At 71.3% G+C, this 13,124-nt stretch carries 14 protein-coding genes; 7 read left to right on the top strand and 7 right to left on the bottom strand.

The window, feature by feature from the left end:
* Positions 1-45 precede the first annotated feature (45 nt).
* Positions 46-750 (bottom strand): anti-sigma factor, encoded by a 705-nt coding sequence (locus tag GNZ18_RS17345; protein WP_156217461.1) that lies wholly within the window; start codon positions 748-750, stop codon positions 46-48.
* A complete protein-coding gene (gene sigK, locus GNZ18_RS17340; protein ID WP_156217460.1) occupies positions 747-1,337 on the bottom strand; it encodes an ECF RNA polymerase sigma factor SigK in 591 nt (196 codons plus the stop codon). The genes GNZ18_RS17345 and sigK overlap by 4 nt, the downstream gene beginning before the upstream one ends.
* A 98-nt stretch (positions 1,338-1,435) precedes the next feature.
* Here sigK and GNZ18_RS17335 point away from each other — a divergent pair, with 98 nt between their 5' ends.
* Positions 1,436-2,956 (top strand): molybdopterin-dependent oxidoreductase, encoded by a 1,521-nt coding sequence (locus GNZ18_RS17335; RefSeq protein ID WP_312874580.1) that lies wholly within the window; start codon positions 1,436-1,438, stop codon positions 2,954-2,956.
* Positions 2,957-2,998: 42 nt separating this feature from the next.
* Complete coding sequence (locus GNZ18_RS17330) at positions 2,999-3,643, top strand: fasciclin domain-containing protein (RefSeq protein WP_156217459.1); 645 nt, start codon at positions 2,999-3,001, stop codon at positions 3,641-3,643.
* A gap of 71 nt (positions 3,644-3,714) precedes the next feature.
* Here GNZ18_RS17330 and GNZ18_RS17325 read toward each other — a convergent pair whose 3' ends face one another.
* The 5 genes from GNZ18_RS17325 to GNZ18_RS17305 all read right to left on the bottom strand — a co-directional run bounded on the left by GNZ18_RS17325 (position 3,715) and on the right by GNZ18_RS17305 (position 8,141).
* Positions 3,715-4,455: a PaeR7I family type II restriction endonuclease gene (locus GNZ18_RS17325; RefSeq protein ID WP_156217458.1), complete on the bottom strand. Its 741-nt coding sequence runs from the start codon at positions 4,453-4,455 to the stop codon at positions 3,715-3,717.
* A gap of 9 nt (positions 4,456-4,464) precedes the next feature.
* A complete protein-coding gene (locus GNZ18_RS17320) occupies positions 4,465-6,141 on the bottom strand; it encodes an Eco57I restriction-modification methylase domain-containing protein (RefSeq protein WP_216651327.1) in 1,677 nt (558 codons plus the stop codon).
* Positions 6,142-6,219: 78 nt separating this feature from the next.
* A complete protein-coding gene (locus GNZ18_RS17315) occupies positions 6,220-6,441 on the bottom strand; it encodes a helix-turn-helix domain-containing protein (RefSeq protein ID WP_156217457.1) in 222 nt (73 codons plus the stop codon).
* Positions 6,441-6,926: a DUF2975 domain-containing protein gene (locus tag GNZ18_RS17310; RefSeq protein WP_156217456.1), complete on the bottom strand. Its 486-nt coding sequence runs from the start codon at positions 6,924-6,926 to the stop codon at positions 6,441-6,443. Before GNZ18_RS17310 ends, GNZ18_RS17315 begins: the two co-directional genes overlap by 1 nt.
* Positions 6,927-6,989: 63 nt before the next feature.
* Positions 6,990-8,141, bottom strand: a complete 1,152-nt coding sequence (locus GNZ18_RS17305) for a hypothetical protein (protein WP_156217455.1) — start codon at positions 8,139-8,141, stop codon at positions 6,990-6,992.
* 113 nt (positions 8,142-8,254) lie between these two features.
* Between GNZ18_RS17305 and GNZ18_RS17300 the strand changes: the two genes are divergently transcribed.
* From GNZ18_RS17300 to GNZ18_RS17280, 5 genes are all read left to right on the top strand, one after another.
* Positions 8,255-8,662 (top strand): ATP-binding protein, encoded by a 408-nt coding sequence (locus GNZ18_RS17300; RefSeq protein WP_156217454.1) that lies wholly within the window; start codon positions 8,255-8,257, stop codon positions 8,660-8,662.
* 20 nt (positions 8,663-8,682) lie between these two features.
* Positions 8,683-8,910 carry a hypothetical protein gene (locus GNZ18_RS17295; protein WP_156217453.1) on the top strand — a complete coding sequence of 76 codons (228 nt, stop codon included), beginning with the start codon at positions 8,683-8,685 and terminating at the stop codon, positions 8,908-8,910.
* 74 nt (positions 8,911-8,984) lie between these two features.
* On the top strand, positions 8,985-9,818 hold the full coding sequence (locus GNZ18_RS17290) for an SAM-dependent methyltransferase (RefSeq protein WP_156217452.1): 834 nt from the start codon (positions 8,985-8,987) through the stop codon (positions 9,816-9,818).
* The gene (locus tag GNZ18_RS17285; RefSeq protein WP_214615405.1) at positions 9,815-10,987 is read left to right on the top strand and encodes a cytochrome P450; all 1,173 of its coding nucleotides are present in this window, start codon (positions 9,815-9,817) and stop codon (positions 10,985-10,987) included. Before GNZ18_RS17290 ends, GNZ18_RS17285 begins: the two co-directional genes overlap by 4 nt.
* A gap of 82 nt (positions 10,988-11,069) precedes the next feature.
* The gene (locus GNZ18_RS17280; RefSeq protein ID WP_156217451.1) at positions 11,070-13,094 is read left to right on the top strand and encodes a SpoIIE family protein phosphatase; all 2,025 of its coding nucleotides are present in this window, start codon (positions 11,070-11,072) and stop codon (positions 13,092-13,094) included.
* The last annotated feature ends 30 nt before the right edge of the window (positions 13,095-13,124 follow it).

The raw sequence follows: 13,124 nt of genomic DNA, 5'->3' as shown, positions 1-13,124 counted from the left end.
ACGCCGGAGGATCGCGAAGCGATGCCGCGCCCGCCAGGGCACGGCCTAGCCCAGCGGAAGGGTGAGGATCGGGGCGCCGGTCGGCCGGGGCGAGCCGCCCGCCGGTTCGACCGTCACGCCGAAGCGCCGCGCGTCGCCGAGGCCCGCCGTGACGACGGGACGCGCCTCCCCGCCCGGGTCCAGCGTCCCGGCCGAGCGCGGCGCGAAGGGGCCGAGCCACCACATCTGGTACGTCCGGGTGGACGGCAGGCGCGGCAGCCGCGACGCCGTGACGACCGCCTTGCCCGCCGAACGCGACGACACGACGGTGACGCGGCCCTGGCCCGAGACCGTGGAGGTGCGGGCGTCCGGCGCGGTCAGCACGGCGGCGACCTGCCGGTTCAGGGCCCGCGCGTGCTCGGCGTCCCGGTGGAAGTGCCAGGCCGCGCCCCCGCCGGTCAGCGCCAGGACGAGGCAGGCCGCGGCGGCGAGCCACGCCGGTCCCCGGGTGCGCGGGGACGGCAGGCGCCGCGCGAGCGGCGGCGGCGACTGCCGCGTCCGGGCGATCTCCGCCAGCACCCGTCCGCGCAGCCGCTCCGGCGGACGGCGGGACGCGGCGAGCGCGAGCCGCGCCGTGGCCTCGCGGAGCCCGGCGGCCTCCTCCGCGCAGGCCGCGCAGCCGGTCAGGTGGCGCTCGAAGCGGCGCCGTTCCGGTTCGGTGAGCGCGTCGAGGGCGTACGGCCCGGCGAGGTCGTGCGGCTCGTGGCTCATGGCTGCACCCCCAGGCAGTCGCGCAGCCGGATGAGCCCGTCCCGCATCCGGCTCTTGACGGCGGCGAGGCCGACGCCGAGGAGTTCGGCCACCTCGCGGTAGGTGTAGCCGCCGTAGTAGGCGAGCGTGATCGACTCGCGCTGCGTCGGGGTCAGGCCGCGCATGCAGCGGCGCACCTGCTGGTGCTCCAGCCGGGTGCCGACCTCCTCGGCCACCTCGTCGTACTCGCGCGGCGGCGCCCCCGCCCGCTCCTCCCGGTCGCGGTCGGCCTGGCTGGAGCGGACCCGGTCGACGGCGCGGCGGTGCGCCACGGTCAGCGCCCACGCCGTCGCGCCGCCCCGGTCCGGGCGGTAGTGCGACGCCTTGCGCCACAGCTCGACCAGCACGTCCTGCGCGACCTCCTCCGCCTGCGCCGGGTCGCGGACGACCCGCAGCGCGATCCCGTACACCGGCCCCGAGAGCCGCTCGTACACCTGCCCGAACGCGTCCTGGTCGCCGCGCGCGACGCGGCCGAGCAGCTCGGCGAGGTCCGGCGGCTCCGCGCCGACCGCCCCCGCCCCCCGCCGGCCGCCGCCTGGCTCGTTCATCTCCACACAAGTGATTCGGCGCGGACGGCTCGGCGGATGGGGTCGGGACCGTCAAGAATTCGACCCATCCACCGCCCGTCCCGCCCCGAACACCGGTCGTGACAGCCGAACGAGCGATCGGACCGACGCGGTGGGTGACCGCCGCGCTGCGCGGGCTCCTGGCGGCCGTGGCCGCGCTGGGGGTCGCGGAGCTGGCCGCCGGTCTGCTCGGACGCGCCTCGTCCTCCCCCTTGCTCGCCGTCGGCGCGGCCTTCATCGACCTCACCCCGGTGTGGCTGAAGGACTTCGCGATCCGCCGTTTCGGCGACGACGACAAGACCGCCCTGCTGGTCGGCCTCGGCGTCGGAGTCACCCTCGCCGCGCTGGCCGTCGGGCTGGTGAGCCGGATCCGGCTCGGCTACGCGCTGGCCGGGCTCGCCGCCTTCGGCGCCGCCGGGGTCGCCGCCGCGCTGACCCGCCCGGTCGCCGGACCGGCGGACGCGGCGCCGTCCGCGATCGGCGCGCTCGCCGGTATGGCCGCCCTGGTCGTGCTGGTGCGCGGCGGCGCACGCGAGGCCCCCGACCGCCGCGCCCTGCTGACCGGCGCCGGGGTGGTCGCGGTCGCCGCCGCGAGCGGGACGGCGGGCCGGTGGCTGCTGCGCCGCGGCGACGTCTCCGCCGTCCGCGCGGACACCCGGCTGCCGCGCCCGGCGGGCCCCGCGCGTCCGGTGCCCCCGGCCGCGCAGGCGCGGGCGCCCGGGATGACGCCGTTCCGCACGTCCAACCGCGACTTCTACCGGGTCGACACCGCGCTCACGCTGCCGCAGGTCGACCCGCGCGAGTGGACGCTGCGCATCCACGGCATGGTCGCCCGCCCGGTCGAGCTGGGCTTCGACGACCTGCTGCGCCTGGCGCTGATCGAACGCGACATCACGCTGTCGTGCGTGTCGAACCAGGTCGGCGGCGACCTCGCGGGCAACGCCCGCTGGCTCGGCGCGCCGCTCGCGCCGCTGCTGCGCCGCGCCGGGATCACCTCCGGCGCCGACCAGATCCTGTCCCGCTCGGCGGACGGCATGACGCTGTCCACCCCGATCGAGGCGGTCCTGGACGGCCGGGACGCGATGGTCGCCGTCGGCATGAACGGCGAGCCGCTCCCGATCGCCCACGGCTTCCCCGCGCGGCTCGTCGTCCCCGGCCTGTACGGGTACGTGTCGGCCACCAAGTGGGTCGTGGACCTCAAGGTCACCCGGTTCGCGACCGACCACGCCTACTGGACCAGGCGCGGCTACGCCGACCGCGCCCCGGTCAAGACGTTCTCCCGCGTGGACGTCCCCAAGCCGCTCGCCACGGTACGCGCCGGACGGGTCGCCGTCGCCGGTACCGCCTGGGCGCAGCACCGGGGCGTCGCCGCCGTCGAATGGCAGGTCGACGGCGGGCCCTGGCGGCAGGCGCGGCTCGCACCCGTCCCCGGCCTGGACACCTGGCGGCAGTGGACCGCCGAGTGGGACGCCGCGCCCGGCTCCCACACGCTGCGCTGCCGCGCCACCGACGGGACCGGCCACACCCAGCCGGAGCACCGCACCCCGCCGTTCCCCGACGGCGCGACGGGCTGGCACTCGGTGGTGGTCACCGTCACCTGACCGAACATCCGCCAACGACAACACCGGATCCAAGGAGTCACCATGTACCGCATCCCGCACACCCGCGTCGCCGCCTGCGTCCTGGCCGCCGCGGCCGTCGTGACCACGGCCGCCGCCTGCTCCGACGACGACAAGGACGGCGGCACCGCCGCCGCCCCCGCGACCCCGGCCGCCCCGACGAGCGCCGCGCCGTCCGCCGCGCCGTCCGCCGACCAGCCGTTCGGGCCCGCCTGCTCGGCCGTCCCGACGTCCGGCAAGGGCAGCTTCAGCGGCATGTCCGCCGACCCCGTGGCGACCGCCGCGTCCAACAACCCGGTGCTGTCCACGCTGGTCGGCGCCGTGAAGCAGGCCGGGCTCGTGGACACGCTCAACTCCGCGAAGAACATCACGGTGTTCGCGCCCACCGACGAGGCGTTCAAGAAGATCCCGAAGGCGACGCTCGACAAGGTCATGAACGACAAGAAGGCCCTCACCGCGATCCTGACCTACCACGTGGTCGGGCAGCCGATCACGCCGAGCGCCCTCGCGAACGCCGATGAGAAGACCCTGAACGGCGCGACGCTGAAGACCAGCGGCTCCGGCGAGTCGTTCACGGTCGGCGGCACCGCGCGGGTGGTCTGCGGCAACGTCCACACCGCCAACGCCACCGTCTACATCATCGACACGGTCCTGATGCCGCCCAAGTGACCCGGCACGGACGGCGGCCGAGACCTCACCAGGTCTCGGCCGTCCTCATCCGGACGGTTCAGGGCCGTGAACTAGTCGTCGGCCAGCAGGCCGAGTTCGTTGAGATAGGTGATTCGGGCCTTAATGGCGGCGGAGAAATGTTGCCAGTCAAGACTCTCGACCAGCTCGTTGGGGCTAGGGTTTTCCTCGGACGAGGTGATGTAGCAGACCGCGTCGTACAAGCCCTCGGCCACGAGGCGCTCACAGAAGAGCGCGAAACTAGACTGATAGGATCGCCCGCGCCAGATCTCCTCCCCGGAGAACACACCCGCTTTGACGCCTTTCGTGTCTTTCGGCTTGCGCGAGCCTGGGGCGTCTTCCATGATGAAGAAGTATCCCAGCCATGGCTTCTCACCGGGAAACAGGTCGGCGAGGGCGGCGCGCCGGAGGTCGACCGCGCTTCCCAGTGCTTCCTCCACTCGGTTGTTGTAGTTGTTGCCGAAGGACGGACCGCCGAGCCCCTTGAGTTCGAAAGCCGCAACGAGCGTCGACTTATGGGATACCACGAGGTCCCACTGTTTCCGCGGACGGTAGTATCCGGGCAGTTCCAGGCCACGACCTCGTTTGACTCGAATGTCTTCGGGTGGGTAACCGGCCTCAAGGAAGAACTTGGCCAGGAGGGCGACGATGTCGTCGAAATGCTTGCCGGCCCGCACTGAACCGGCGGTTCCTGCACCGACGGCGTCCTTGATCATGGATAGCTCTCGCTGGGACGCCTTCGCGCCCCAGTAGGCGGCGACCGCGTCCTCGAAGTCCTGTCGGGTGACCGCCATTTATTCCTCTTAGTCGGGGAAGTTCGTGAGCCCGTAAGCGCGTAGTGCCGCCTGCGTCGCCGCCTGGACGTCACGGCGTTCGAACGCGACCGCCAGCGCCGTACTGGTGGGTTCGTCGATCTCCGAGGGGTCAGGAACCCGAATCTTACGCAGATACTGCGCTTGAAAACGCAGGGTACCGCCTCGCATCTTGACCGCGTAAGCCTCCACAAAGGCTTCAGCGATCTTGGACAGCAAGAGGCCACCGAGTACCCGCAGGTCCCAGACCTCGGAGACGATGAAGTACAGGTTGTGATGAGGGTACAGGCCGCCCTCGTCGAGTACCGGGTGAATGGCCTGTTTCATATCAGGAAGAAGAAGTTTGGGGCGGACGTTCAGCCGAGGATCGACCTTGTCGATCGTCTTGTACCAGCGTCCTGGTTGCTTACGGGCGATATGACGCTTTTCCAGCGCTGCCCTGTTCTTTGTGAGGTAGGCCCGCAGGCGCGGATAGGCCGCGAGATCGACCAGCGCGCCCGCTCTATCCCACGGGTTCACCAGATACATACCGCCCCAGTCGAGCCGTCCCGCCGTGGTATCGCGGACCATGGCGAGAGGAAGCATCCGGTCCCCCTCCACGAGATCGGACCGGTCGGTGATGAAGACCTTGTCCGCCCCCGTCGCAACGCCGATGCCGACGCGGGTACCGGTGGTCTCGTCCTCCAGCGGCCGGAAACCCTGGCTCAGCTCCTCCAGGACCGCCAGCCGAGCGGGAGAGGCCGTCGGCCATGAGTCCTCGCCGGGGAACCAGTGGGAAAGCCTCGAAGCCTTGAAGCCCGTATCGGTCATGGCGATCGATGTCGGACGGGCTGTCCAAGCCAGGAACTTCTGAGCTTCACGAGGCCCGAACTCCCGGGTGGTGTCGGCCGCGACCACGGAACCCTGCACCGTGTTGCGGATGATCGTGACCGCCGGATAGGCGGCGACCCGCTCGTGGAACGCGTCCACGTCATGCATGGAGAGAACAAGGTCCATGCTGTGGTGCCGGGTCACCATCCGCCGGAGGTGCCGGCCATACTGATTGCGCATCCAGCGATCGGCGCAGATGAAACCCAGCGTGCCCCCCGGCTTCAGGCTACGAAGGCCCTGCTCGTAGAACCCGACGTACACGTCGGCGCGACCGCCCATCGTCAGGCATGCGGAACGGTAGGCCGCCATACGCTCATCCGGTACGTCCTCAAGCCGGATGTAGGGAGGATTTCCGACCACGAAGTCGGCGTCGGCGGTGCCGTGAGCGGTGAGAAGGTAGTCCCCCTGGCGCACCCAGCCCCGCACGACCTCGTCGACCTCGTCGCGCTCCCAACCGTCCGCTGTGAGCCGGTCGCGAACGAGGGCACGGGTCAGCTCCACGTTCCCGATCAGCAGATCGAAGGCCCGGATCGCTCCGGCGGCGTCCGAGAGCGGCCGACCGTGCCCTCGGCACGACTTGCTCAACCGTTCCACGATCGGCCCGACGAACGCGCCCGCGCCACACGCCGGCTCGACGATCCTCAGCCGGGCAAGATCACCATCGGCGGTGTATCCCGCGAGATCAAGGATCAGTTCGACGATCCATCGGCGGGTGAAGACCTCACCGTGCCGAACGGCCTCCTGCGACACCGCAGGCAGCGGAGGCCCATCCACATCGAACAGCCCTTGAGTGCCCACCGACCAGACGATACCGCCAGCCACCGGAGGCCCCGGTCAACTCCGACCAGGTGGCGACCGCCATATCCAACGGCGTCGTCATCCGTCCACGGGGACTTCGGCCTCCCAGCGCAGCAGGTCGCCCGGCTGGCACTCCAGCACCTCGCAGAGCGCGGCGAGGGTCGTGAAGCGCACGGCCTTGGCGCGGCCGTTCTTGAGCACCGCCAGGTTGGCGGGCGTGATCCCCACGCGGTCCGCCAGCTCGCCCACCGACATCTTGCGCTTGGCCAGCATCACGTCGATGTCGACGGCGATCGGCATCAGACCACCTCGTCGAGCTCGGCCCGCATCCGCGTCGCCTCGACATCGCGCGCGACGGCCTGGAGGAGCAGCATCCGCAGCACGAGCACCAGCAGCGCGCCGCCCAGGATGGCCACGCCGACCCCGGCCATGATGACGGTGACGCCGGGGTCGTCCCGCTGGTCCGGCGCGTTGACGGCCGTGACCGTGAACCACACGAGGGCGGCCGCCACGATCGCGCCGATGATGACGTCCACGTACCGGAAGGCGGCGTCGGAGAACACGGTCCCGCGCCGCACCATCGCCACCAGCCGCCATATGCAGACCAGGGCGACCTGGACGGTCCCGATGCCCACGATCGTGATCACGCGCAGCGGCGTCAGCGGGAGCGACCCGTCCTCCGGGTCGGTGGCCAGCGCCCACACCATCAGTATCTGGACGAGCACGGTGCCGATGAGCACCACCGCGAGCACGGCGCGCAGCGCGCGCACTGCCAGGTTTCCCATAACCCACCCTTCCATCGAATCACGATGGAAATCTATCGAAGTTCGATAGGTGAGACAAGGGCGTCAGACGGACCGGGCAGGGGTCGGGGGCGCCACCGAGCGGAGCTGGAGGGTCGCGTCCTTCATCTCCGGGACGCGCTTCCAGCGCTCCGCGACGGTCAGGATCTGCTGGACCTTGGTGTCGAGGCGCCCGGAGGCCACCAGGGGGACGACTCCGGAGAGGGCCGACATCTGGTGCGCCGCCTTCGCGACATCCCCCGCACTCAGAGTCGTCATGATCTGGCGTGCGCGCCAGAGCGCGACGTATAGCGGGCGCTCGCCGAACGTGCGCACGGAGGCCGCCAGTGCGGCGTCCGCTTCTTCGTAGCGGTGAAGGCTCGCGTTGGAGATCCCAGCGCTTCCGAGGATCAGAGCGGTCGATTCGCTGGGCAGCCCGCTGACACTGCACGCCTTGTCGATCACGGCGCATACCGACCGTGCGGCGATGCGGGAGGTGTGCGCGTTGCGCGCCAGCGCGGTTCCGAGCCGCGCGTTGAGGCGGGCGCGCTGTTCCTCCGGGACATCGGGGACTTGAAGGCCGAGCTGCGCGTAGTGCGCCGCGCGGTTCGCGTCCAGGGCCGTGGTCATGAGGCACAGACTCTCGTACGCCTGCGCGATTTCCGCAGGGTCGGCGGAACGACGCGAGAACACGAGTGCGAGCCTGCCCGCCTCTTCGGCGGAGTTCCGCTGCCGGGCGTCGTAGAGGGCGTGGGCCGAGACTCGACTGAGTTCGGCCGCCGCCTCCAGAAGCCGCTCATCGCGGCTGCTCGTTATGCGGCGCAGGTTGCCCATGTAGCGCAACACCGTTGGAACCAGTGAGGTGCCTCCGAGTTGCTCCGTCGAATCCGTTAGCCGGACGGCCAAACCATGCACATAATCGGGGTTCTGGAACGGGAAGGTTTTCGGACCGGCCACAAACGTCACGGACGCGGCACCTGCGATGAACCGGCGTCGTTCCACGGGGACCTTCTCCTTGGCCTTGGGTTCGATGCGTACCTCCCACCCTACGCTCGCCAGGCAGCGGTTCATCTTGTTGATTCCGTAGTCCCGCTTACCGCCCACTAACTGCGACACGAACGCCTGGCTGATTCCCAGATCCTCGGCCAGGACGACCTGGCTGCACTCGCGCTCGGCCATGATCGCTTTTAGCGGCGCCGGAATGATCGATCCGTCCATGCGGCCACGCTATAACACGCCGCGACCGCGCGCCTACGTTTTGTTTTCGCCGCTTGTCAGGATGCCGGGCATCGACCGGCCAGAGGGTTAGGAAAGATCACACAGGAGCGATCATGGAAACGTCGGCGCCCCGCATGACAGGGATACTGGTCGGCTGCGATCTCGCCGAACTCAGAGTGGTGCGCCGCTTCGTCCATGCCGCCCTTCCGGGCCTTTCTGAGAATCTCACCTATCTGATCCAGTTGTGCGCGACCGAGTTGGTTACGAATGCGATCCTTCACTCCGATACCGGGGCGAAGGGGGACACGATCATGGTCCTGGCCATCGAGTATCCGGACCGGGTGCGGGTCGAGGTCCTGGACTCCGGATCCGCGGTGAACAGGCCGCGCGTCGGCGTGGGAGTGGACCTCGGATCGGAGACCGGGCGGGGGCTGTTCATCGTGGAGCGGCTGTGCGCCGCGCGGGGTACGTTCACCGATCCCGAGGGCCAGAACTCCTGGTTCGAATTCATGGTTCGCTAGTTAGTAGAAGGGCGGGTTCCTTGAAAGCGATACGGCGGCGGAGGGAGCAGGAGCTGCTGCGCCTGCGGCGCGAGTTTCCGCACTGGGAGATCACGCAGGCCGCGAAGGGGGCCTGGCGGGCGGTCCGGGAGCCCGCCCGGCGGTATGTCCTGGGGAGCGCCGATGATGTGCGGCGGGAGATCATGGCGGTCGACTACTGCTTTCACCTCGGATTGTTGCAGGGCGAACGAAATCGCGGGGTGAAGTAGGGTCGCGAGGGGCTCCCCCCGGCACCGGGGTCTGCGTATCATCATGGGCCTCCGTCGCCGAGATTGAGGGCACCATGACCCTGGAAGCAGCGCCGACCGGCGTTGACGTGAGCACTCCCAACGTCGCGCGGATCTACGACTACTTCCTGAACGGCAAGGACAACTTCGCGGCCGATCGCGAGGCGGCGGAGCAGATCATCAGGGCCGCGCCCGCCACCCGTGCCACGGCCTGGGCGAATCGCCATTTTCTCGCCCGTGTCGTGCGGTTCCTCGCACTCGAAGCCGGGATCGACCAGTTCCTCGACATCGGATGCGGGTTGCCGACCCAGCACAATGTGCACGAGGTGGCGCAGGCGGCGCGGCCGGACGCCAGTGTCGTGTACGTCGACAACGACACCATGGTGCTCACGCACGCGCGGGCGCTCCTGGCGACGCAGCCCCGGACGGTCGTCATCGGCGGCGACCTCCACGACCCCGACGCGATCCTGCTCGATCCGGAGCTGCGGTCCGTCCTCGACCTGGACCGGCCGGTCGCGCTGCTGATGCTGTCGGTGCTGCACTGCGTCCCCGACGACGAGCCGGTCCGGCGGTCGGTCCGGCGGTTCCGCGACGTGCTCGCGCCCGGGAGCTACCTGGCGGTCTCGCACATCACCCGTCCGACCGCGTCCTCGGCGTACCGGCGGAACGCCGAGCAGGGCGCGCGGACCTACAAGGACCTGGGCGTCAACATGAGCATGACGTTCCGGGAGAGGGAGCAGCTCGTCGAGCTCTTCCGGGGCTGGGAGGTGCTGCCGCCGGGGCTGGTGAACCTGCCGGACTGGCGGCCCGACCCCTGTCCGGAGCCGACGTCGATGTGCGAGCTTCCGGCCACCTATCTCTGCGGAGTGGCGCGTATGATCACGCGGTGAGCGTGCCGCAGATCGATTTCGACCCGTTCGCGGAGTCCGGGCCCGCCGGGCGCATGCATGCGATGCTGGACGGCCTGCGCGAGCGCCACGAGGCGTTCCGCAGTACGGGGCAGCAGGGATTCTGGGTCCTCACCAGGCACGACGACATCCTCGCGGCGTTCCAGAACCCGGAGACGTTCTCCAGCCGCGCGATCGCGGTCATCGACCCCGACCCGGCCTACCAGTGGATTCCCGTCATGCTGGACCCGCCGCTCCACACGGCGTGGCGGCGGCTGCTGCGCCCTCTGTTCACGCCCGCGACCGCCGGGGCGATGCGGGAGCGGATCACCCGGCACTGCGCGGCGCTGATCGGCGACCTGGCCGGGCGGGGGTCGTGCGACTTCGTCACCGACTTCGCCCGGCTGTTCCCGACGATCATCTTCCTGGAGCTGGTCGGCCTGCCGACGGGGCGGCTGAAGGAGTTCCTGGCCTGGGAGGACGCGGTGCTGCATCCGCCGCCGTCCGGCGCCGGGCGGGCCGAGGCGCTGCGGGAGGTCGCGGACTGCTTCACCGAGCTGATCCGGGACCGCCGCGCGGACCCGCGCGACGACCTGGTCAGCGCCGCGACCACCTTCGTCCTGGACGGGCGTCCCGTGACCGACGCCGAGCTGCTGCAACTGTGCGTGCTGCTGTTCCTCGCGGGGCTGGACACCGTCGCGGCGCAGCTCTCCTACACGTTCTGGCATCTGGCCACGCACGAGGACGACCGCGCCCGCGTCGCCGCCGACCCGGCGGTCGTCCCCGGCGCGGTCGAGGAGTTCCTGCGCGTCTACGCGCTGCCGCTCCCGGCCCGCAGGCTCACCGAGGACGTCGACCTGCACGGATGCCCGATGAGGGCGGGCGAGATGGTCATGCTGCCGATCTCCATGGCCACCCGCGACCCGCGGGCGTTCCCGAGCGCCGCGTCCGTGGACATCGGCGGGCCACCGGCGCCGCACCTGGCCTTCGGCGCGGGCCCGCACCGCTGCCTCGGCGCGCACCTCGCCCGGCTGGAGCTCCAGGTCGCGCTCACCGAGTGGCACGCCCGCATCCCCGACTACGGCATCGCGCCGGGCGCGCGGCCGACGGAGCACGCGAGCCTCGTCCTTGGCCTCGACGCCCTGCCGCTGAGCTGGCCGCCCGCCCGCTGACCGCGCGCACCCCTGTCCACACATACTGGGTTTTCTCCCGGGTAGGCGAACAAGGGGGGAGCGCAGGTCAGGAGGGGACTGCATGGAGGGCGCCGGCGGCGGCGACCTGACGCTGGAGGTCTTCGATCTCGCGCCGGTCGGGGTGGCGGTGACGAGCGGGAGCGACCACCGGCTCGTCTACGCCAACATGGCCTACCGCGCGAGCTTCGGCGACCGGCCGCTCGGGCGGCCGATGCGGGACGCCTTCCACGACCTCCTCCAGCGCGACTACTTCGAGATGCTCGACCACGTCCTCGCCACCGGGGAGGCGGTCAGCCGCGAGGACGTGCCGGTGAGCCTCGCCTACCCGGGCGCCGGACGCGAGGAGCGCTTCTTCTCCTTCGGCCTGTCCCGGATCACCGGGGAGCCCGGGGTGCTGATCGTCGCCGTCGACGTCACCGAGCGGGTGACGGCGGACCGGCAGGCCCGGTGGGCGGCGGAGGCGCAGCGGCGCATGCTGCGCAGGTTCCAGAGCCTCGTCCGGGTGAGCGCGGAGATCGTGTGGGTGACGGGGCCGGAGGGCACGCCGATCGAGCCGAGCCCTGGATGGGAGCGGGTGACCGGGCAGACCTGGGAGGAGTTCCGCGGGATGGGCTGGGTGCGGGCCCTGCACCCCGACGACCAGGAGCCGACGGTGCGGTCGTGGGCCGAGTCGCGCCGGTTCTCGCGGCCGTGGCGGCACGTCTACCGGCTCCGGACGCCGAAGGGCGAGTACCGGCACTTCGAGGTGAACGCCGCGCCCGTCTACGAGAACGGCGTGGTGCTGGAGTGGGTCGGCACCTGCACCGACGTGGAGCAGAAGTGGCTCCAGCGGCACCGGCGGGAGGTGCTCGACCGGGCCGCCGCCGCGACCGCCGAGCACTCCGACCTGCGGGAGATGCTCGGCGCGCTCGCGGACGTGCTCGTCCCCGCGCTGGCCGACGGCTGCGGCGTGCACCTGCTGCCGGACTTCACCGACCGTCCCGAGGGCGGGCCGGTCACCGCGCAGCGCATCGCGACCGGGGCGCGGGAGGGGCTGCCGAGGCTGCCGCCGGGCGGCGAGGAGTCGTTCCCGGCCGACAGCGGCTTCACCCGGGCGGTCGAGCGGCGGCGGCCCGTCTACCGGACGTTCGAGGCGGGGCGGCCCCCGGCCGACATCGTGCCCGAGGGCACGGCGGGCTGGCTGACGCGGGCGGGCGCCAACAGCGTCGTGCTGCTGCCGGTGACCGTGGACGGGGAGGTCGCGGCCGTGGTGACCGCCGCGTCCTGCGGCGACCGCCCGCCGATCAGCCCGGAGGACGTCGTGCTGATCGGGCAGATGTTCGACCACGCGCACGACGCGCTGAGCAGCGCCCTGCGCTACCACCGCACCCAGCGGGTCGCGCTGGCGCTCCAGCACGGGCTGCTGGCCGAGCCGCCGGACGTCCCGGGCCTGGACATCGTCGCCCGGTACCGGGCGAGCCCGGCGGCGGCGGAGGTGGGCGGGGACTGGTACGACTCGTTCGTGCTCCCCGACGGCGAGACGGTCCTCGCGATCGGCGACGTCGCCGGGCACGACCTGGCGGCGGCGGTCGCGATGAGCCAGCTCAGGAACATGCTGCGGGCCCTCGCCATCGACCGCGGGGAGGCCCCGGGCGACGTCCTGCGCCGGCTGTGCATCGCGATGGAGACGCTGTCGCCCGAGAGCACCGCCACCTGCGCCCTCGCGCGGGTGTGCGCCGAGGCGGAGGGGTGGCGGCTCACCTACTCGGTCGCCGGGCACCCGCCGCCCCTCCTGGTCACCGCCGACGGCGACGCCCGCCTGCTGGAGGACGCGGGCAACCCCCTGCTCGGCCTCCTCGTCGACCGCCCCTACCGCAGCGCCGTCGAGGCGCTGCCGCCCCGCTGCACCCTGTTCCTCTACACCGACGGCCTGGTCGAGCACCCCGGCGAGCACCTGGACCGGGGGCTGGAGCGGCTCCTCCGCCAGGCGTCCCGGCTCGCCGCCGAGCCGCTGCCGCTGTTCTGCGACGGCATCCTGGAGGGCCTGCCCACCACCGGCATCGACGACATCGCCGCCATCGCCCTCCGCATCCCGGCGGAGCCGTGATCAGGCCCCGGCCGGGTCGAGGAGGCATCC

It is taken from the genome of Actinomadura litoris, assembly GCF_009733595.1.
Classification (GTDB): Bacteria; Actinomycetota; Actinomycetes; order Streptosporangiales; family Streptosporangiaceae; genus Spirillospora; species Spirillospora litoris.
This window is presented reverse-complemented; position numbering and strand designations above follow the sequence as displayed.